General features: G+C 58.4%; 19 protein-coding genes. 12 read left to right on the top strand and 7 right to left on the bottom strand.

All coding sequences use genetic code 11. The features are described from left to right. Window positions 1-302: 302 nt before the first annotated feature. The 10 genes from ACR0C6_RS17105 (at window position 303) to ACR0C6_RS17060 (ending at window position 11249) form a co-directional block, all read left to right on the top strand. A complete protein-coding gene (locus ACR0C6_RS17105) occupies window positions 303-2246 on the top strand; it encodes an AMP-binding protein (protein ID WP_480620458.1) in 1944 nt (647 codons plus the stop codon). A 78-nt stretch (window positions 2247-2324) separates the two neighbouring features. Further along, complete coding sequence (locus ACR0C6_RS17100; RefSeq protein WP_171116793.1) at window positions 2325-3143, top strand: ABC transporter ATP-binding protein; 819 nt, start codon at window positions 2325-2327, stop codon at window positions 3141-3143. Window positions 3144-3172: 29 nt separating this feature from the next. After that, the gene (locus tag ACR0C6_RS17095; RefSeq protein ID WP_152459553.1) at window positions 3173-4159 is read left to right on the top strand and encodes a branched-chain amino acid ABC transporter permease; all 987 of its coding nucleotides are present in this window, start codon (window positions 3173-3175) and stop codon (window positions 4157-4159) included. A 3-nt stretch (window positions 4160-4162) separates the two neighbouring features. Continuing rightward, the gene (locus ACR0C6_RS17090; RefSeq protein WP_171230095.1) at window positions 4163-4420 is read left to right on the top strand and encodes a hypothetical protein; all 258 of its coding nucleotides are present in this window, start codon (window positions 4163-4165) and stop codon (window positions 4418-4420) included. 3 nt (window positions 4421-4423) lie between these two features. Further along, window positions 4424-5500 carry a branched-chain amino acid ABC transporter permease gene (locus ACR0C6_RS17085; RefSeq protein ID WP_171230094.1) on the top strand — a complete coding sequence of 359 codons (1077 nt, stop codon included), beginning with the start codon at window positions 4424-4426 and terminating at the stop codon, window positions 5498-5500. Window positions 5501-5574: 74 nt separating this feature from the next. Next, on the top strand, window positions 5575-6858 hold the full coding sequence (locus ACR0C6_RS17080) for an ABC transporter substrate-binding protein (protein WP_480620374.1): 1284 nt from the start codon (window positions 5575-5577) through the stop codon (window positions 6856-6858). Between the two features lie 109 nt (window positions 6859-6967). Further along, a complete protein-coding gene (locus tag ACR0C6_RS17075) occupies window positions 6968-7801 on the top strand; it encodes an ABC transporter ATP-binding protein (RefSeq protein WP_171171432.1) in 834 nt (277 codons plus the stop codon). A gap of 19 nt (window positions 7802-7820) precedes the next feature. Beyond that, entirely contained in the window at window positions 7821-9038 is a 1218-nt protein-coding gene (locus ACR0C6_RS17070) for a phenylacetate--CoA ligase family protein (RefSeq protein ID WP_152459548.1), read from the top strand. 122 nt (window positions 9039-9160) lie between these two features. Next, entirely contained in the window at window positions 9161-10825 is a 1665-nt protein-coding gene (locus tag ACR0C6_RS17065) for an ABC transporter permease (protein WP_152459938.1), read from the top strand. 73 nt (window positions 10826-10898) lie between these two features. Then, window positions 10899-11249 (top strand): DUF2794 domain-containing protein, encoded by a 351-nt coding sequence (locus ACR0C6_RS17060; protein WP_480620372.1) that lies wholly within the window; start codon window positions 10899-10901, stop codon window positions 11247-11249. On the opposite strand, the gene ACR0C6_RS17055 is transcribed toward ACR0C6_RS17060, so the two are convergent. The 3 genes from ACR0C6_RS17055 to ACR0C6_RS17045 all read right to left on the bottom strand — a co-directional run bounded on the left by ACR0C6_RS17055 (window position 11246) and on the right by ACR0C6_RS17045 (window position 13815). After that, window positions 11246-11983: a C40 family peptidase gene (locus tag ACR0C6_RS17055; protein ID WP_480620371.1), complete on the bottom strand. Its 738-nt coding sequence runs from the start codon at window positions 11981-11983 to the stop codon at window positions 11246-11248. The genes ACR0C6_RS17060 and ACR0C6_RS17055 overlap by 4 nt on opposite strands. After that, on the bottom strand, window positions 11980-13362 hold the full coding sequence (locus tag ACR0C6_RS17050) for a leucyl aminopeptidase family protein (protein WP_480620369.1): 1383 nt from the start codon (window positions 13360-13362) through the stop codon (window positions 11980-11982). Before ACR0C6_RS17050 ends, ACR0C6_RS17055 begins: the two co-directional genes overlap by 4 nt. Before the next feature lie 63 nt (window positions 13363-13425). Further along, on the bottom strand, window positions 13426-13815 hold the full coding sequence (locus ACR0C6_RS17045; RefSeq protein WP_171116810.1) for a hypothetical protein: 390 nt from the start codon (window positions 13813-13815) through the stop codon (window positions 13426-13428). 144 nt (window positions 13816-13959) lie between these two features. Between ACR0C6_RS17045 and ACR0C6_RS17040 the strand changes: the two genes are divergently transcribed. Beyond that, window positions 13960-14610 carry a carbonic anhydrase gene (locus tag ACR0C6_RS17040; RefSeq protein WP_152459543.1) on the top strand — a complete coding sequence of 217 codons (651 nt, stop codon included), beginning with the start codon at window positions 13960-13962 and terminating at the stop codon, window positions 14608-14610. Between the two features lie 170 nt (window positions 14611-14780). Next, a complete protein-coding gene (locus ACR0C6_RS17035) occupies window positions 14781-15245 on the top strand; it encodes an SRPBCC family protein (protein ID WP_480620367.1) in 465 nt (154 codons plus the stop codon). A 47-nt stretch (window positions 15246-15292) separates the two neighbouring features. On the opposite strand, the gene ACR0C6_RS17030 is transcribed toward ACR0C6_RS17035, so the two are convergent. The 4 genes from ACR0C6_RS17030 to ACR0C6_RS17015 all read right to left on the bottom strand — a co-directional run bounded on the left by ACR0C6_RS17030 (window position 15293) and on the right by ACR0C6_RS17015 (window position 19727). Beyond that, the gene (locus tag ACR0C6_RS17030; protein WP_480620365.1) at window positions 15293-16210 is read right to left on the bottom strand and encodes an endonuclease/exonuclease/phosphatase family protein; all 918 of its coding nucleotides are present in this window, start codon (window positions 16208-16210) and stop codon (window positions 15293-15295) included. Between the two features lie 266 nt (window positions 16211-16476). Further along, complete coding sequence (locus ACR0C6_RS17025) at window positions 16477-17403, bottom strand: DMT family transporter (protein ID WP_480620363.1); 927 nt, start codon at window positions 17401-17403, stop codon at window positions 16477-16479. A 150-nt stretch (window positions 17404-17553) separates the two neighbouring features. Beyond that, on the bottom strand, window positions 17554-18576 hold the full coding sequence (locus tag ACR0C6_RS17020) for an aspartate-semialdehyde dehydrogenase (RefSeq protein ID WP_480620361.1): 1023 nt from the start codon (window positions 18574-18576) through the stop codon (window positions 17554-17556). Between the two features lie 95 nt (window positions 18577-18671). Beyond that, window positions 18672-19727: a glycosyltransferase family 4 protein gene (locus tag ACR0C6_RS17015; protein ID WP_480620359.1), complete on the bottom strand. Its 1056-nt coding sequence runs from the start codon at window positions 19725-19727 to the stop codon at window positions 18672-18674. Window positions 19728-19745: the final 18 nt, after the last annotated feature.

Here is a 19745-nt window from a genome sequence, read left to right as displayed (position 1 = left end):
GTTCATTTGCCAATTTGTATTGGCACGCCCATTGGCCCAAGACTGTTTGAAAGCGGACATTTAAAGTACAAAACACGACTGGAATATGTGGCTTGAAACAGGATCAGACGATCACCCCCCCCATTGTTACAATTCGTAAGAATTGAGAAAACATCACGAAAAAGTTGACGCTGATCGTCCTCCTTGTCCTTAATCGGGGCAGCAGCGTTCCGGTCTGACCCGGCGACGCCGTTCCGGCCCGACCCGGGGCCGGATGGGGAGGAGAGAAAGAATTGGCTCAGACGCAGTCGGGCGCCGAAGGGATGCACTCCCTTCCGGCGCTGCTACATCGCAATGCGACGCAGTTCGGGGATGCCCCGGCTTACCGCGAAAAGGAATTCGGGATCTGGCAATGCTGGACCTGGGCGGAAACGGCCGCCGAGATCCGCGCGCTGGCGCTTGGATTTCTTGAACTTGGCGTTGAAAAGGGTGACCACATCGCCGTAATCGGGCGCAACCGTCCGGCACATTACTGGTCAATGGTTGCGGCGCAGATGGTCGGTGCCATTCCGGTCCCTCTCTATCAAGACGCGGTTGCCGAAGAGATGGCCTATGTGCTGGAGCATTGCGGAGCGAAATATGTCGTCTGCGGCGATCAGGAGCAGGTCGACAAGGTCATCGAGATTCAGGAAAACCTGCATCAGGTCAAACACATCCTCTATACCGACAAGCGCGGTATGCGGAAATACGACCACAGCCAGATGAATGCCCTTGACGACATCAAGGCCGAGGGCAGCGCCGGTCATGCGCGTTTCGACGCCGAACTGGACAGGCGCATCGGCGACATCACCTATGATGACACCTGCGTGATGCTTTATACTTCGGGCACCACAGGCAAGCCCAAGGGCGTGGTGCTGTCAAACCGCAACGTGATCGAAAGTGCAAAGAACTCGGCCGAATTCGACCACCTGACCCGCAACGAAGACATCCTGTCCTATCTGCCGATGGCCTGGGTGGGGGATTTCATCTTTTCCATCGGTCAGGCCTACTGGTGCGGCTTCTGCGTGAACTGCCCTGAAAGCGCCGACACGATGATGACTGACCTGCGCGAGATCGGGCCGACCTATTTCTTCGCGCCGCCGCGGGTCTTCGAGACCCAGCTGACCAATGTGATGATCCGAATGGAGGATGCCAGTAAGCTCAAGCAGCGCATGTTCCACTACTTCATGGCGCATGCCAAGAAGGTCGGCGGCCGGTTGCTGGATGGCAAGCCGGTGAGCTTGGGTGACAGGTTGAAATATGCGTTGGGCAATCTGTTGGTTTACGGGCCGCTCAAAGACACGCTGGGATATGGGCGCTTTCGGGTGGGCTATACGGCGGGTGAGGCGATCGGGCCGGAGATCTTTGATTTCTATCGCTCTTTAGGCATCAACCTGAAACAGTTGTACGGCCAGACCGAGGCGACCGTGTTCATCACCGTCCAGCCCGACGGCGAGGTGCGCGCCGACACCGTTGGCGTCCCGGCCCCCGATGTCGAGATCAGGATCGACGACAAGGGCGAAATCCACTACCGCTCGCCCGGCGTGTTCGTCGAATATTTCAAGAACCCGGACTCGACCGCATCGACCAAGGACCCCGAAGGCTGGGTGGCCACGGGCGACGCGGGGTTCATCGAGGAAAGCTCGGGTCATCTGCGAATCATCGACCGCGCCAAGGACGTGGGCAAGATGGCCGACGGGTCGATGTTTGCTCCGAAATATGTCGAGAACAAGCTGAAGTTCTATCCCGATATTCTGGAGGCGGTGCTGTTCGGCAATGGCAAGGATCGCTGCGTGGCCTTCATCAATATCGATCTGACCGCGGTCGGGAACTGGGCCGAACGCAACAACGTTGCCTACGCCTCGTACCAGGAACTGGCGGGACATCCGCGCGTGCTAGAGACGATCAAGGCCCATGTGGAAGAGGTGAACAAGTCGGTCGCCGCTGACGAGATGCTGTCGGGCTGTCAGGTGCACCGCTTTGTGGTGCTGCACAAGGAACTGGATGCCGATGATGGCGAGATGACCCGGACCCGCAAGGTGCGGCGTGGGTTTGTCGAGGACAAGTTCAGCGACATCATTGCCGCGCTTTATGACGGGTCCAAGACGGTTTCGACCACGACCGAGGTGACCTATGAGGATGGTCGCAAGGGATCGATTTCGGCGACGCTGGAAATTGTCGATGCGCCGGTTGTTCCCGTCGCCCAACACAAGGTTGCCGCAGAATGAGGGCCGCACGCGCGCCGCTCGACCTGCGGTCATCGCCCCGCCCGCCGTCCCGTTTTCGCGCAAGTCAGGGAGTGACCGATGCTGGATAATTCCGAAGGATATGTCACCGAAGACGGTCGCAAGATCGGCGGTGTGGTGATGGAAATGAAGAACATCACTCTGCGCTTTGGCGGTGTGGTGGCGATCAAGGATATCTCGTTCGATATCCGCGAGGGCGAGATCCGCGCCATCATCGGGCCGAACGGCGCCGGGAAATCCTCGATGCTGAACGTGATCTCGGGCTTCTATGTTCCGCAGGAAGGCGAGGTCTGGTTCCATGGGTCCAGGCGCCCGCCGATGCGGCCTTTTGAAGTCGCCCAGCAGGGAATCGCGCGGACGTTTCAGAACATCGCCCTGTTCGAGGGTATGAGCGTTCTGGACAACGTGATGACGGGTCGTCTGAACTTCATGAAGACCAACATCCTCCAGCAGGCGATCTGGCGCGGCAAGGCCGAAGCGGAAGAGGTGCAAAACCGCGAGGCGGTCGAGAAGATCATCGACTTTCTTGAAATCCAGCACATCCGCAAGACGCCCGTGTCACGTCTGCCATACGGGTTGAAGAAACGTGTCGAACTGGCGCGAGCGCTGGCGGCGGAGCCCAAGCTGCTGCTGCTGGATGAACCCATGGCCGGGATGAATGTCGAAGAGAAAGAGGACATGAGCCGCTTTATCCTCGACGTGAATGATGAGTTCGGCACCACGATTGCTCTGATCGAGCACGATATGGGCGTGGTGATGGATCTGAGCGACCGGGTGGTCGTGATGGATTACGGCAAGAAGATCGGCGACGGCACACCCGACGAAGTGCGCAACAACCAGGAAGTCATCGACGCCTATCTGGGGGTCAGCCATGATTAAGCTCTGGGCAGAATTGGGGAGGGGCTGGCATGCCTGAACAACTTATCTTCGCAATGGAGGTCATCCTCAACGGTCTGATGGCCGGGGTGCTTTATGCGCTGGTCGCGCTGGGCTTTGTGCTGATCTACAAGGCGTCCGGTATTTTTAACTATGCCCAAGGGGTTATGGCCCTGTTCGCGGCGATGACTCTGGTCGGGATCATGAATGGGCAGGTGCCGTTTGCCCATCTGATCAACGCGACTTTCGGCACCCATATCCATTATTTCGGGTGGAATGTGCCCGCGCTGTTCGCGATCATTCTGACGATGGGTGTGATGGTGTTGCTGGCCTGGGCCGTGCAGCGATTTGTCATGCGCCATCTGGTGGGGCAGGAACCGATCATTCTGTTTATGGCGACCATTGGTCTGGCGTATTTCCTTGAAGGCGTGGCCGACCTGATGTGGGGGTCCGAGATCAAGACGCTGGATGTGGGTCTGCCGCAGGGCATCAATCTGTGGATTGATGAGACCACCTATAACATCTTCGACTACGGCTTCTTCATCGACAATCTGGACATCGTGGCAACGATCATTGCGGCGCTGTTGGTGGCCGCTCTGGTGGCGTTCAGCCAGTACACCAAGCAGGGCCGGGCCATGCGCGCGGTGGCGGATGACCATCAGGCGGCGCTGTCGGTGGGCATATCGCTCAACTTCATCTGGGTCATGGTCTGGTCGGTGGCCGGGTTCGTCGCTCTGGTCGCGGGCATCATGTGGGGCACCAAATCGGGGGTCCAGTTTTCACTGTCGCTGATCGCACTCAAGGCGCTGCCGGTGCTGATGCTGGGCGGGTTCACCTCGATCCCCGGTGCCATCGTGGGCGGTCTGATCATCGGCGTGGGGGAAAAGCTGTTCGAATTCGCAATCGGACCGATGGTCGGTGGCGCAACCGAGAACTGGTTTGCCTATGTGCTGGCGCTGATCTTCCTTGTGTTCAGGCCGCAAGGCCTGTTCGGAGAAAAGATCATCGAGAGGGTGTAGGGCATGACCAAGCTGATCGCCATCATCAACGTGATCGCATGGGCGGGGTTCTGGGCCTTTGGCTACATCGCCCTCACATCAGACGATCTGACCGAAGGCCAACTGACGATTGCAGCGATCCTGGCCTTTGCAGGGTTGATCATGGGGGTTCTGGCCTACTTGAAGCTGGTGCGCGCCTCGGAGGCGAGCGGATATGCCAAAGGGTCCAATCAATTGGACGCCGCAGCCCGGAATCGGGCGCAGGAACAATGGGGAAAGTAAGACATGTTCTATCGTGAGGCCGGAGATTTCAAAACCTCCTACGTGGATGACAGCCAGACTTTCCCGATCAAGTTCGATCGGTATCGATACTATGTGGTGCTGGCGGTGGCCTTCGGGATCATTCCGTTCATCATCAACGACTACTGGGCCAATGCACTTCTGCTGCCCTTCCTGATCTATGCGATCGCAGCCATTGGGCTGAACATTCTTGTGGGGTATTGCGGGCAGGTTTCCTTGGGTACCGGGGGGTTCATGGCCGTTGGGGCCTATGCCTGCTACAAGCTGATGACCGCCTTTCCAGACGTGTCGATGTTCATCCACGTGATCCTGGCCGGTGGCATCACTGCCATCGTGGGCGTGCTGTTCGGCTTGCCGTCACTGCGGATCAAAGGGTTTTATCTTGCAGTGGCGACGCTGGCGGCGCAGTTCTTTCTGGTCTGGCTGTTCAACCGGGTGCCGTGGTTCTACAACTACTCGGCTTCGGGGCAGATCAACGCGCCGGAACGGGATGTGTTCGGCATCATCATCACCGGTCCGAATGCATCGGCCTGGGCCACCTATCTGTTCTGTCTGATTTTCCTGACCGTCTGCGCCATCGTTGCGCGCAACCTGACACGTGGTACGACAGGGCGGACATGGATGGCGATCCGCGACATGGACATCGCCGCCGAGATCATCGGGGTGAACCCGCTCAAGGCGAAACTGACCGCCTTTGCCGTAAGCTCGTTCTTCGTGGGCATCGCGGGCGCGCTGTTTTTCGCGGTCTATCTGGGCGCGGTCGAGGTCGGCGAGGTGTTCGGAATCCAGAAATCGTTCCTGGTTCTGTTCATGGTCATTATCGGAGGACTAGGGTCTATTTTCGGGTCCTTTGCCGGGGCCGCTTTCCTGGTTTTGCTGCCGGTGGTTCTTAAACTTGTTGGCGTCGATTTGCTGGGCTGGCCCACTGACATCGTCGCGCATCTTAACCTGGTGATCGTGGGTGCGCTGATCATCATGTTCCTGATCCTCGAACCACACGGGCTGGCGCAGCTGTGGCGCGTGGCGAAAGAGAAACTCAGACTCTGGCCGTTCCCGCACTAAGGGGCAGGCCCAAGGAAAAGACGGGTGCGAAGCCCGAAACTCAACATCGGATCAATCAAGGGAGGACACACCCGATGAACAAGAAACTGGCAACCCTGGCGCTGGGCGCCGTGATGGCCGCAGGTCCGGTCCTGGCCGACCTGGTGTTCCCATCGCTCAGCTACCGGACTGGCCCATACGCAGCGGGCGGCATTCCGTTCGCGGATGGCTATGCGGACTATTTCACCCTGCTGAACGAACGCGATGGCGGTATCGGTGGCGTTCCGGCCAAGGTTATCGAGTGCGAAACCGGCTATAACACCGAAAAAGGTGTGGAATGCTATGAATCGACCAAGGGTGAAGGCGCTCTGGTCTATCAACCTCTGTCGACCGGCATCACCTATCAGCTGATCCCGAAAGTAACGGCAGACGGCATCCCGCTGCACACGATGGGCTATGGCCGGACCTCGGCTGCCAACGGCAAGGTGTTCAGCCATGTGTTCAACTATCCGGCCAACTATTGGAACGGTGCATCCGGCGCGATCAACTATCTGCTGGATGAAAATGGCGGAGATCTGAGCGGCAAGAAGATTGCGCTGGTCTATCACAACTCTGCCTACGGCAAAGAACCGATCCGCACACTTGAAACCCTGGCCGAAAAGCATGGCTATGAACTGACCCTGCTGCCCGTTGACCATCCCGGTCAGGAGCAAAAGTCGCAGTGGTTGCAGATCCGCCGTGAAAAGCCTGACTATGTCATCATGTGGGGCTGGGGCGTCATGAACCAGGTCGCGGTTCAGGAAGCCGCCAACATCCGCTTCCCGATGGAAAATTTCATCGGCGTCTGGTGGTCGGGCGCGGAATTTGACGTTGAGCCGGCAGGTGAAAAAGCCAATGGCTATAAAGCGTTGACCTTCACCGGCCTGGGTATGGACTATCCGGTCTACGACGATCTGAAGAAATACGTTGTGGATGCCGGTAAAGCCGCCGGCGCAGGTGATCAGCTGGGAACGGTTCAGTACAACCGTGGTCTCTATGCCGCGATGTTGGCAGCCGAAGCCGTGAAGACCGCACAGGAGATGCACGGAACCGCCGATATCGACGCATCGATGATGCGTGACGGAATGGAAGCGCTGGAGATCACCAATGCCAAGATGGAAGGTCTGGGCATGGCAGGTTTTGGACCCGAATTCGCGGTAAGCTGTGAAAACCATGGCGGACCCGGTCTTGTGGGCGTCGTTCAGTGGGATGCGGCAGCAGGAACCTGGAACCCGGTTCAGGATTTCAAACCGACCGATGTCGAGGTGATCAGCGCGCTGATCGAAGAAGACTCGGGCGCATATGCGGCTGAAAACAACATCTCTCCGCGTTGTGAATGATAAACTGATCGCCCCGGACATTCCGGGGCGGTGCAGACAACCGGAGCGGCGGTTTGCCGCCGCTCCTCACGAACAGTCCCGAAGGGGACAGGCATGAGGACACGCGCTGATGCTTGATGCGGCACAAACCACTGACGTGCAGGCGGAAACCCTGCTTGAGGTCAACAATATCGAGGTGATCTACAACCACGTGATCCTCGTGCTGAAGGGCGTAAGCCTGACTGTGCCCAAGGGCGGTATCACGGCCTTGCTGGGGGGCAATGGCGCGGGCAAGACGACCACGCTCAAAGCAGTCTCTAACCTGCTGCATTCAGAACGCGGCGAGGTCACGAAAGGCACGATCAAGTATCGTGGCCAAAGCGTACACGAAAGCGACCCCGCCGTATTGGTTGAAAAAGGCGTGATTCAGGTGATGGAAGGCCGTCACTGTTTCGAACACCTGACGGTTGAAGAAAACCTGCTGACGGGCGCGTATACCCGCAAGGACGGCAGCGCAGCGATCCAGCAGGATCTGGAGCTGGTCTACAATTACTTTCCCCGCCTGAAAGAGCGCCGCCGCTCGCAGGCAGGCTATACGTCGGGTGGTGAACAGCAGATGGTCGCCATGGGCCGGGCACTGATGTCGCGCCCCGAGACAATCCTGCTGGACGAACCTTCGATGGGACTGGCGCCGCAGTTGGTCGAAGAAATTTTCGGTATCGTGAAGGATCTCAACGAGAAAGAGGGCGTTTCCTTCCTGTTGGCCGAGCAGAACACAAATGTTGCCCTTCGGTTCGCGCATTACGGATACATTTTGGAATCCGGGCGCGTTGTGATGGATGGCCCGGCCGCAGAACTGCGCGAGAATCCGGATGTCAAAGAATTCTACCTCGGCATGTCTGACGAAGGCCGCAAGAGTTTTCGCGATGTGCGGTCCTATCGTCGCCGCAAGAGGTGGCTGTGAGCGGATGGAGGATATCGCGATGACCTATTTCGACGCACTCGAAACACGCTCGGCGGACGAACGCGCTTCGGATCAGGCCGCAGCTCTGGTAGAGCAGATCAAGCGTGCTGCATCTGCACCCGGGTTTGCTGCACATTTTTCTGATTCAGACACTAACAAGGTGATTTCGGCAGATGATTTGCCGATGCTGCCGGTGCTGCGCAAGTCGGACCTGATCCGCGCGCAGGCGGAGCGCCCCCCTTTTGGTGGTTTCACCGTGAAGCCTGCGCGCCACTTTCATCACGTGTTCCAGTCCCCCGGGCCGATCTATGAACCGGGCAGCACCGATCACGACTGGTGGCGTATGGGCCGGTTCCTGCATGCCGCTGGTGTTGCAGCTGGCGATATTGTTCAGAACTGCTTTGGCTATCACCTGACGCCGGCTGGCATGATCTTTGAAAACGGTGCCCGCGCAGTTGGTGCTGCCGTTTTGCCGGCGGGAACCGGGCAGACCGAACTGCAGGTGACAGCCGCGCGTGACGTTGGCTGCACCGCCTATGCGGGCACTCCTGATTATCTAAAGGTCATCCTGGACAAGGCCGACGAGATGGGCGTTTCGCTGAATTTCTCCAAGGCCGCTGTTGGTGGTGGCGCGCTGTTCCCGTCCCTGCGTCAGGAATATGCGGATCGCGGTATTTCGTGCCTGCAATGCTATGCGACGGCGGATCTGGGTAACATCGCCTATGAAAGCGCCGCGGTGGAAGGGATGATCATCGACGAGCACGTGATCGTCGAAATCGTGACGCCCGGAACCGGAACCCCGGTAGAGCCGGGCGAGGTGGGCGAAGTTGTCGTGACCTCTCTCAACCCGGATTACCCGCTGATCCGCTTTGCGACCGGGGATCTTTCTGCCGTCATGCCGGGTGTCTCGCCCTGTGGCCGGACCAACACCCGGATCAAAGGCTGGATGGGTCGCGCCGATCAGACCACCAAGATCAAGGGAATGTTCGTACGCCCGGAACAGGTTGCGGCCCTGGTCGACAAGCATGAGGAAATTGTCAAAGCCCGCGTCATCGCAGCCCGCCAGGGTGAGATGGACACGATGACTGTCCGGATCGAAAGCCCACGCGGTGACGACCCGGCATACGCCAAGTCAGTGGCCGAAGTGTTGAAACTGAAAGGTGCGATCGAGGTCGTGGCACCCGGATCCCTTCCCAAGGACGGGGTGGTGATCGAGGATCAGCGCGTCTACGAATAGCGGTGTTTTTCATATCTGCGGCAGTTTGTGCCGCAGATTTGTTGACCGATGCACTGGTGTTTCCGAGCTTTTTGGTCGATTAAAGGCGAACCCTTCGCCTTTGCCAATCACAAGCCGGGATGATGGCCGAAATCGAGTTTTCACAGAATGGATCGCGCAATCGCGGTGTACGCGGTACCCGACTGCTGGCGGGCATCGCCTATGTCGTGGCTGCCGCATGCCTTTTGCCGATGATCGCCGTGGTCCTGGCGGCTGTAACCGGGGGAACGGACACGATCTCGCACCTGATGGAGACGGTGCTGCCAGGCTATATCGCGACGACCCTGATTCTTGTGGTCCTGGTCGCGGCCGGCACGTTCAGCATCGGCACCGGGGCGGCCTGGCTGGTAACGATGACCCGTTTTCCCGGCGTGCGGTTTCTAGAGATCGCACTGGTCCTTCCGCTGGCCTTTCCGGCGTATGTTCTGGCCTATGCCTACACTTTCATTCTGGATCACCCGGGCATCGTTCAAAGCACGCTGCGTGATGTAACGGGGTGGGGCCCGCGCGATTATTGGTTCCCGGAAATCCGCTCGACCGAGGGTGCGGCGGTCATGTTGATCCTTGTGCTATATCCTTATGTCTATCTGCTTGCGCGGGCTGCGTTCCTGCAACAAAGCGCAACCGCGTTTCTGGCGGCGCGGGCGCTGGGCAACAATCCATGGCTGGCTTTTCGGCGCGTGTCACTGCCAATGGCGCGACCCGCCATTGCAGGCGGTGTTCTGCTGGCCGTCATGGAGACCATCGCAGATTTCGGGACCGTGTCGTATTTCGGCGTACAGACCTTTGCCACCGGGATCTACACAAGCTGGTTTTCCATGGCCGATCGCGCGGCAGCGGCACAACTGGCCCTGTGCCTGCTGGTCTTTGCCCTGATCATGGCCGTGGCCGAGCGCACCCAGCGTGGCAAGGCAAAATACTATCAGGCGGGGAAACAGCATGTGGCGCAACCGGCGGCAAATCTGACGGGTCTGCGCGCCTGCGGGGCATTTCTGCTGTGTGCAATACCCGTTCTTTTCGGTTTTTTGCTGCCCGTCGTCATTCTGGTCGAGATGGGCCTGGACTCCGAACAGAACCTGCTGTCGCAGCGTTATATCGGCTTCATCCAGAACTCGTTGATTCTTGCTGGTACGGCGGCGGTCATCACCGTCTTTGCAGCGATCAGTGTCGGGTTCTTTCAACGCCTGAGGCCCGGGCGCGCTTCGTCTGCGACCGCATATATGGCGCGTCTGGGATATGCCGTTCCCGGTGGCGTCATTGCGGTTGGTTTGATCGTCCCCTTTGCGAGTTTTGACAACGCGCTGGACGTCTGGATGCGACAGACCTTCGACGTGTCCACGGGGCTGTTGGTGACAGGTTCCATCTGGCTGCTGGTCGCTGCCTACATGGTTCGCTTCCTGGCTGCCGCGCTCAGCGCCTATGAGGGGGGCCAAAGCACTGTGCATGCCAATATGGATGCCGCAGCCCGTTCACTGGGTCAGACGCCGTTGGGAACATTGCGACGGGTTCACCTGCCGATTCTGACCCCCTCGCTGCTGACGGCCCTGCTGATCGTGTTCGTGGACGTGATGAAAGAGCTTCCCGCCACGCTGATCATGCGCCCATTCAATTTCGACACATTGGCGGTGCAGGCGTATCGGCTGGCATCGGACGAGAGGCTGGAGGGCGCCGCCGTGCCTTCGCTGGTTATTCTGGCGGTAGGTCTGTTGCCTGTAATCCTGATCTGCCGTCAGGTCGGCCGACGGTAACACTTGTATCGCAATTGTAGGACAACTGCGCATCAGGCTTGATTCATACACGATTTCCGGCAAGGCTGGAGGTATGAATATGCAGCCTCCCAGCCGGTTCTCGGCAAGCGCAGCGCAGATGCCCGTGGCTTTCGACCGGCATGAGATGTCTCAAATCCTATCCGTTTATGGTCGGATGGTCGCCGCCGGAGAATGGCGTGACTACGGTATTTCCAACCTGCGCGACATGGCGGTGTTCTCGATTTTTCGGCGCACTGCGGAACATCCGATCTACCGCGTCGAAAAATACCCGCGCCTGAGGTCCCGGCAGGGAATGTATTCCGTCATAGGTATGGATGGCCGCATCCTGAAACGCGGCCACGATCTGCGGGCAGTCCTGCGGGTGCTGGAACGCAAGCTGATCCGGTCCGTAAACCCGGATTAGAGCCTTTTGTGGGCCGTGACGGGCCCGTCACCCTGATCCATGATGCGGTGGATCGCCTGATCCATTGGTTCGAATACCACCGCCATATGGCTGGCGTTCGCATGCAAAAGCATGTTTTGGCCCGAAACCCAGGCCACGTGCCCTTTCCAGAACAACAGATCACCCCGTTGCGCAGGGGTCCCTTCGATCACGGTTTTGCCCAAAGCGCGTTCCTGATCGCCGCTGTCGCCGGGGCACGGCAGGCCACAAGCCAAACGCGCCGCCTGCACCAACCCGGAACAATCGATGCCGAACCGGCTGTTGCCGCCCCACAAATAGGGTGTGCCCAGAAACAGCTGGGCCACTTCGACCGGGTCGTCAGGCTTTTCGGTTATCGGCGCCGTGTGTACTTTTGGGATATAACCCAATTCGGTTTCAACAAACCGGTCCGTCTCGGTGCTGGCTTGGATTTTGCTTCCGAAACTCAGCGACACCAGATCGCGGCTTTTGAAATCCGCTTCCTGGTAGGCATGCGTTGCAGGCGCCGTGATCCAATGCGTCGCAGGCGCATCCGCCGTCAGCTGCTCTGATCGCAACCAGCCGGTATACCCGTCTTTGTCTGCGATGACCCTGTTCCACCCGCTTTTTGTTTCCTCGATCCGAACCGTATCACCGAACAACAATTGCCGGTCGCGCGGTCCGTCTGGGCTGCGCAGCAAATCGACAACGGGTGCGGAAATTCGATGGCGTGTCACAGTCCCAATATCTCCGGCAACGCCGTCAGCACGGCACGAGGCCCCTGACCCAGACCGCCCTTGGTGCGCCCCGGCTCTTTGCTGGGCTGCCAGGAATAGATGTCGAAATGGATGTAGCGGCATGCGCCCACGAACCTGCGCAGAAACAGGGCGGCAGTGATCGACCCTGCAAACCCGCCCGACGGCGCGTTGTCCAGATCGGCGATGCCGGGTTCAATCATCGCTTCATAGGGCGTGTGGAACGGCATGCGCCAGACCGGATCAGCCGAAGCCTCTGCGGCATGCGACAGGGCAGACGCGCAGCGCAGATCATCGGTATAGAACGGTGCCAGATCGGGGCCCACAGCCACACGGGCGGCCCCGGTCAACGTCGCCATCGAGATCACCAGATCGGGCTCACCTTCTTCAGCAAGCGCCAACGCATCAGCAAGCACCAGACGCCCTTCGGCATCCGTATTGTTGATCTCGACCGTCAGCCCCTTGCGAGAGGTCAGGATGTCCCCTGGGCGGAAGGCATTTCCCGCAAGCGCGTTTTCGACCGCCGGTATCAGGACCCTCAATTGCAGGGGAAAACCCAGCTGCATGATCATCCGCGCCAGCCCCAGCACATTGGCCGCGCCACCCATGTCTTTCTTCATCAGACCCATGGATGCGCCCGGTTTCAGGTTCAGTCCGCCCGTATCGAAACACACCCCCTTGCCGACCAGAGTCAGCTTGGGGCCGCTGCTGCCCCAATTCAGCTCGATCAGCCGGGGGGCCTGTTCGGCGGCGCGCCCTACGGTGTGGATCATGGGAAAATTCTGTTCCAGCAAGGCCGCGCCGCTGATCACGCTGCACGCGGCACCGAATTCGCCGGCCAGAGCCTCGGCCGCCTGCTGCAACTGCTCAGGACCCATATCCGAGGCTGGCGTATTCACCAGATCGCGGGTCAGAACTTCGGCATTGGCCATCGCTTCGATACGGTTGGCATCGACACCTTCGGGCGCAACCAGCGCCGCAGTTCCAGCGGATTGAGACGCGTAGCGGTCGAAGGCATAGCCTGTCATCAACCAGCCCAAACACTCCATCTCCAGACGATCAGCGGGAATGCCGGACGCGATATGATAGGTTCCTTCGGGCAATGCCATGGCTGCGGCGGCCAACGGGAACCTTTTTCGCGCGCGTTTGTCTTCTGTTCCATACCCGGCCAGCACAAAATCAACCGCACCATGCGCGCCCGGCACCAGCAGGGTCTGCCCCATCGCACCTGTAAACCCGTTTGCGGCAACCCAGGCCCGGGCGGTATCCGGCTGGTCCTGCAACCAATTGTCCAGATCCGGCTGCGCAATCACATGAAACGGTATGGACGGGTCAGAGGATGGGGCGAAGGACAGGGTCATGGGCGTCTCGGCTGATAGTTTCTGCGCACAGACTAGCCGCGCATGATCTGCCCGCAACCCCTGTCAGACGGAAAGGTCCTGCTGGTCCCAGACGGCGGTCAGCGATCGTTCGCCCACGCGGATCAAACGCCCAAGCGTCGCGCCCGCCGCAACGGCGTCACCGGCATCGACGGTGTGGGCCACGTCACCCGCCACCTGGGCCAGGGCCGTCATCCCGATCTGTTCGGATATAGCGACCAGTGACCTGGCGCATTTGCGCAGGTCCGCCCATTCGCGCCGACGCCAGTAGCGTTCGCAGTTTGACAGGCGCACGGCAAGCTCTTCGACCGTGCGACACAGAACATCCAGCGCATTCTTGTCGCCAAGTTGCCGGTACAGCCCGCTTAATTGATCCGAGTCCAGACGGACGGATTCCTTGTGTTCAAGCGTGATAATCTTTTCCACCACATTCACCCTAGTTCAAACGCCCCCACGGCGCGGTGTTGATCCTGGCAGAAAATTCCTTTGCAAAACCTTGCAGGGAAACTGGATAATGGCTCGAATTTTCTTTGAATTCGGTTTAGATCATCCGTCAGCGACAAGAACGGGGACATTGAAATGGAATTTGCCAAACCTCTGCCGAGCTACCTTGTAAAACGGTATCACGGATGGAAGGCCACAACATATTCGGAAAACCAGGTTTGGTATCGCCGTCTCGCCGATGAAGGGCAACGCCCCCGCGCCATGGTCATATCCTGCTGCGACAGCCGGGTTCACGTCACGTCCATGTTCGGCGCTGACCAGGGCGATTTCTTTATTCACCGCAATATCGCCAACCTGGTGCCGCCCTATGCTCCGGACGGGGACCACCACGGCACCAGCGCCGCCATCGAATATGCCGTAACGGCGCTCAAGGTCGCTCATTTGATCGTGCTGGGGCATTCGCAATGCGGCGGCGTGCAGGGCTGCATCGACATGTGCAAGGGGCAGGCGCCGCAGCTGGATGCCAAGGACAGCTTTGTTGGCCGCTGGATGGATATTCTGAAGCCGAAATTCGAACTGGTCGCGGATATCGAGGACGGTGTCGAACAGGCCCGGCAGTTCGAACGTCAATCGGTTGTCGCTTCGCTGGAAAACCTGATGACCTTCCCCTTCGTCTCGTCAGCCGTTGATCAAGGCGCGCTGAGCTTGCACGGCTTGTGGACGGATATCGGCGCAGGCGGGCTTGAAAGCTATGATCCTTACCAAAAAAAGTTCGTCCCTGTCTGAAAGCGACAGAGCTGGAAATCCGAAACAACAATGGCGGCTCTGATTCAGGGCCGTTTTTGGTATACTCCACCCATTACACCTGAAGATCGGAGCCTGCCATGAAAGTCATCAAGCGCCTCTGCGCAGGATTGGTCGTTTGTATTCTGGTTCTGGTCGCGGTTTCCTAACTGTTGCCGGGAAAGGCGGAAGTTTCGCGTAGCATCGCGATCGACGCGCCGCCAAGCGCCATCTTTCCTTACGTGAATTCGATGCAGGAAACCGAAAAGTGGTCTCCGTGGCTGCACCGCGATCCTGAAACCAAACTGACCTATTCCGGCCCTGTCGCCGGGGTCGGGAGCACTCTGAACTGGGCGTCGGATCACCCGCAGGTCGGCACGGGATCACAGGAAATCGTCGAGAGCGTGGAAAACCAACGGGTCAGAACGGCGCTTGATTTTGGTCCGATGGGTACTGCCGCAGCGTCCTTCATCCTTGAGCCTGACGGGGCGGGAACCAGAGTGACCTGGGGGTTTGACTCGGATCTGGGTCTCAACCCTATCTCCCGCTGGATGGGGGTGATGATGGATACATGGGTGGGCGAGGACTATGAACGTGGTCTGACCAATCTGAAGGAACTGGTTGAAACCCAAGGCTAGGCCGCTTGTTTGTATGGAAGCATACGGCGGTGTGCTTGACCGAAGTCCTAGCCCAGTCGAAACCGGGCAAGCTTTCCCAGGTGATCGGATCCCATGAAGGGGCGCAGTTCTACCGTTCCGGTTGTGCCTTTGGGGAACAAAAGGTTGTCTATCGGCAATGGGATTTTCCAACTGCCGAGGTTGTGGGTGTTCAGGACGGTTCCAAAGCTCTGGTTGTTTGCGGCCGCTCCGATCCGTCTGACGCTTTCGCCCCAGGGCACCATATTGAAATCCCCGGCAATCAGAACCGGTCCTTCAAGTTGGCTGATGCGGTCGGCAATCACCTGGCTTTGCCTGGACTGGTCGTAAGGAAATGGCCAGTTCAGATGAACTGAAACAACCCAGACCAAATCACCGCCAGGCGCTTTGACCTGTAACCCCACAAGCCCGTAACCTTGCAGACAGAACTCGGAATTCTCGACAATCGGCAAGGTCGTCAGGATGGCGACGTTTTGTTCAGAACGGAATTCACAGATCGCCTGTTCGGGGTAATGCTCGAACAGATTGCTCATGTACTTGCGATTGTGGCTGGAGACTTCCTGCAAGGTCACGATCTGCGCGCCTGATTCAAGGATATCATCGGACAGCGAATACCGGGGCCAGGCTTTGCTCATCAGGTTCTTCTGGTACAGCGTCAGGCAGGAATCATCGCAATCGTCCGAGGGCGCGGCAACGCTGGCCGCGATGGACCCGATGGCCACCCCGGAAAAGAGCAATGTGGCCAATGCAAGATATCTGGCGCGCATGAAAAGAAGAATTACCGCGCAGGGGAGAAGCAAAACACCAGCCTGAGGCCGGAGCAGAGCGATTGAATCTCCTACGGCAAAAACCTGCCCCGTAAAGCCAATGACGACCAGTATCATCAGAACGCATGTGCATCCGATGGTCAGGGTTCTGGCAATCCTGCGTCTGGTCGAAATATGCATGCCCTGCCTCTTTTACCCTGCACCGGGCGGTATTTTTTCCGGACTTCCGGCATCCGCCACGAACAAGGTTCAGTTTTAGGTGGCAAGCGTGTCTGGTTTTGTCAACAGGTTGGCGATTTTCACCGCGCGCAAGACTGTACCCTAACCGAGGTTCATAGCGCAGCCATGATGGATGCGGGTGATGGACCGGAAAGTGCCGATTTGGTGTAAGAGGTGATCCGAGCCGGTTCTGCTGAGCGCATTGACGGGCCAACTCGGGCGCGGACTCACCTGTGACGTTGACTGCTGATCACGGTGGTTACGGTTCGTGTTGCGCGACTTTGTGCAAGTGCAATGGCGCTCAAAACCAAGACGCAGGCCACTGCTTGCGCACCTGTGATTGTTTCACCGAAGGCAAAAACGCCCACGGCAAACATTGTCGGCAGTTCAATGCTGCCGATAACGGCAGTGCGCGATGCCCCGATGACAGGGGAACAGACGGTGTAAATCAGCTGGGGAACCAGTGCCGTCATAAGACCGATCCCGACGATCAGAAACCAGTCACTTCCGCCTGCTGGCAGGACTTCGCCAATTTCCGACGAGATAATCAAAGGGGTTAGCCCGACGACCGACCCCAACGAAACCGACGCTATCCTGGACAAGGGAGCAATTCGCGAAAGGCGGTGTACAAGCACGCATATGCCGAAGCCAAATCCGAAAGGTGCAGCCAAAGAGACAAGCAGCGTTGGAATTTGGTCAATCGGTACGGATGCCGGAGACCCTGCAATGCCTGCCGCAAGAACAATCAAACCGGCCGCAACAAGGCTGCGCCGCGTCGGCGGATCGGCGAATATCGCCCAGGCGATGATGATCGTAAACACCGGGTAGGTCATGTAAAGAACACCCACCGTTGATGCCGGCACTGTTTCAAGTGCGGTAACATATCCGACCCACCCAAGCCCCATGACTGCCCCCGCAGCCATACCCCAGACTATTTCCCGCCGGTTTGAACGATGCTTCAAAAGGGCTGGCAGCAATAGGATCGCCGTCAAAATGTACCGATAAAACGCAACTGCGTAGGGTGCGAGTCCCTGGTCAGTGAGACCTCGGCTGAAATAGGGTACAAAGCCAAAACAGATGGATGCAAAGAACACTCCCGCCCCGGCAAGGGCGTAGGGTACTGGATCGTGCTTGGTTGATGTTAGTCGGCCCATCTTTGACACCTACCATGCAGTATTTCCGTTGGCATCAGCAACCTGAACGAACCGTCACGTCGTCTGTAAACCGGCTATTGGGAAACGAAAGAAACCCGCCGAACGATCAGCGGGTTTCCTGGTTTTCAAGTTTTGACGAAAATCGGGATGTCAGCCCTTTTTCAGAACCTCGCGGCCCAGAAGTTCCGCGATCTGCACCGCGTTCAGGGCGGCGCCCTTGCGCAGGTTGTCGCTGACGCACCACAGGTTCAGACCGTTCTCAATGGTCGAATCCTGGCGGATACGGCTGATGAACGTGGCGAAATCGCCCGCGCATTCGACGGGCGAGACGTAGCCGCCGGCTTCGCGCTTGTCGATCACCATGATGCCAGGTGCTTCGCGCAGGATGTCGCGGGCTTCGTCTTCGTCGAGGAATTCCTCAAACTCGATATTCACGGCCTCGGAATGGCCAACAAAGACCGGAACCCGAACGCAGGTTGCGGTGACCTTGATCGACGGGTCGACGATCTTTTTGGTCTCAACAACCATCTTCCACTCTTCCTTGGTCGAGCCGTCTTCCATGAAGACGTCGATCTGCGGGATGACGTTGAAGGCGATCTGCTTCTGGAATTTCTTCGGCGGCACGTCCGTGGTGGGGTTGTAAACCGCCTTGGTCTGATCCCAAAGTTCATCCATGCCTTCTTTGCCCGCGCCCGACACCGACTGATAGGTCGACACCACGACGCGCTTGATCCTGGCGCGATCATGCAGCGGCTTGAGCGCCACCACCATCTGCGCGGTCGAACAGTTCGGGTTGGCGATGATGTTCTTGTTCTTGTAGTCGTGGATCGCCTCGGGGTTACATTCCGGCACGATCAGAGGGATCTCGGGGTCATAGCGATACAGCGACGAGTTGTCGATTACCACACAGCCAGCCGCAGCCGCCTTGGGGGCATAGGTCTTGGTTGCGTCCGAGCCGATGGCGAACAGGGCCATGTCCCAACCGGTGAAATCGAAGGTGTCGATGTCCTGGGTGGTCAGTGTCTTGTCGCCAAAGCTTACTTCCGTACCCAGCGAACGACGGCTTGCCAGCACGGCAAGTTCATCGACCGGGAACTGGCGTTCCGCCAGAATGTTCAGCATTTCGCGGCCCACGTTACCCGTGGCGCCGGCGACAACGACGCGATAGCCCATTTCATGTCTCCAAAGTTAAGGACGCGCGTTCATAGCCGCGTTGCAGCAAAGAAAAAAGGGCTATCACGGGTGATTTGGCCGAATTGACGTCGATTTTAACCCGAATGCGCGTTTTCACCAGTGTTCAGCAAAGACCGATAGACCCGCACGATGGCCTCGGCCTCACCTTCGATTCGAAAATGCTGCTCGACACGCTGTCTTGCGGCCTGACCGGATTGCACCAGCTTGTCCGGATCGCTCAACATCTGTTCCAGTGCTTCAGCCAGCGCCCCGGCGTTGTCCTTTTCGATCAAGCGGCCGGTTTTCCCGTCCTCGATCTGGGCGCTGAAGGCTCCAACCCCGTGGCAGGCGATTGCAGGCACGCCGGAGGCCATCGCCTCAAGCGGTGTAAGGCCGAACCCTTCGTGACGTGCCGGGGCCACGAACAGGTCAAGGGCGCGGTAGGTTTCAACGATCTCCTCCCAAGGGCGCTCGCCCAGGAAGTGCACCCGTTCCGACAGCCCGGCAGCTTTGAGTTTGGCTTCCTGTTCCTGTTGGAAGGTTTCAAATTCTTTGGTGGCGCGCCCGGTTAACACGATGCTAGCGTCGGGATGGTTCGGCAGAACCTCGATCGCCGCATCCACCAGCAGATCGACACCTTTTTGAGGTCGAATACGCCCGAAACACCCGATCAAGGTCCCTTCCGGCAGCCCCAGCTTCTGTCGCAGGGCGGTTTTGTTTTCTGCCGGGTGAAACAGTTCGGTGTTCACACCGTGCATGATGACGGTTGCGGGATGGTCCAGAAACGACGCCGCTTGCGGCGTTGTGGCGATCAGCGCATCCATCTTGGAAATCAGCCATTTGGTGAACCCCGAATGATTTCGTTGCGCAGCCGAGGTGAACAGAAGTTTCAGATTGCGTCGCAGCACATGTTTCAGAACCAAACCCATCAGCATTTCGGTGTTGCGCCGCGCATGCCACACCCGGAGCGTTCTGTTCGAAAGGAACGGAATTTTGATCAACCGGATATGAGGCAGATCACCAGGCAAGCCGGGTCCCGTGGCGACGATCCTGATCATATTCTTCTGGATCGGCAAAAGGCGGATGACGGTTGTGGTGACGCCGGAGAGGCTGTGTTTCAGGTTCGGCGCTATAACCTCGATATCCTGCACGGCTTGCTCCGCAATTAC

The organism is Ruegeria sp. AL12, assembly GCF_056540885.1.
The sequence above is the reverse complement of the archived record's forward strand: the minus strand, read 5'-3'. Positions and strand labels throughout refer to the sequence as shown.

Coding starts and splice junctions, on each gene's coding strand:
- ACR0C6_RS17095 (WP_152459553.1), top strand. CDS start 3,173: ATGCCTGAACAACTTATCTTCGCAATGGAGGTCATCCTCAACGGTCTG.
- ACR0C6_RS17065 (WP_152459938.1), top strand. CDS start 9,161: ATGGCCGAAATCGAGTTTTCACAGAATGGATCGCGCAATCGCGGTGTA.
- ACR0C6_RS17030 (WP_480620365.1), bottom strand. CDS start 16,210: ATGCATATTTCGACCAGACGCAGGATTGCCAGAACCCTGACCATCGGA.
- ACR0C6_RS17075 (WP_171171432.1), top strand. CDS start 6,968: ATGCTTGATGCGGCACAAACCACTGACGTGCAGGCGGAAACCCTGCTT.
- ACR0C6_RS17025 (WP_480620363.1), bottom strand. CDS start 17,403: ATGGGCCGACTAACATCAACCAAGCACGATCCAGTACCCTACGCCCTT.
- ACR0C6_RS17020 (WP_480620361.1), bottom strand. CDS start 18,576: ATGGGCTATCGCGTCGTTGTCGCCGGCGCCACGGGTAACGTGGGCCGC.
- ACR0C6_RS17070 (WP_152459548.1), top strand. CDS start 7,821: ATGACCTATTTCGACGCACTCGAAACACGCTCGGCGGACGAACGCGCT.
- ACR0C6_RS17040 (WP_152459543.1), top strand. CDS start 13,960: ATGGAATTTGCCAAACCTCTGCCGAGCTACCTTGTAAAACGGTATCAC.
- ACR0C6_RS17085 (WP_171230094.1), top strand. CDS start 4,424: ATGTTCTATCGTGAGGCCGGAGATTTCAAAACCTCCTACGTGGATGAC.
- ACR0C6_RS17060 (WP_480620372.1), top strand. CDS start 10,899: ATGAATATGCAGCCTCCCAGCCGGTTCTCGGCAAGCGCAGCGCAGATG.
- ACR0C6_RS17090 (WP_171230095.1), top strand. CDS start 4,163: ATGACCAAGCTGATCGCCATCATCAACGTGATCGCATGGGCGGGGTTC.
- ACR0C6_RS17105 (WP_480620458.1), top strand. CDS start 303: ATGCACTCCCTTCCGGCGCTGCTACATCGCAATGCGACGCAGTTCGGG.
- ACR0C6_RS17080 (WP_480620374.1), top strand. CDS start 5,575: ATGAACAAGAAACTGGCAACCCTGGCGCTGGGCGCCGTGATGGCCGCA.
- ACR0C6_RS17050 (WP_480620369.1), bottom strand. CDS start 13,362: ATGACCCTGTCCTTCGCCCCATCCTCTGACCCGTCCATACCGTTTCAT.
- ACR0C6_RS17100 (WP_171116793.1), top strand. CDS start 2,325: ATGCTGGATAATTCCGAAGGATATGTCACCGAAGACGGTCGCAAGATC.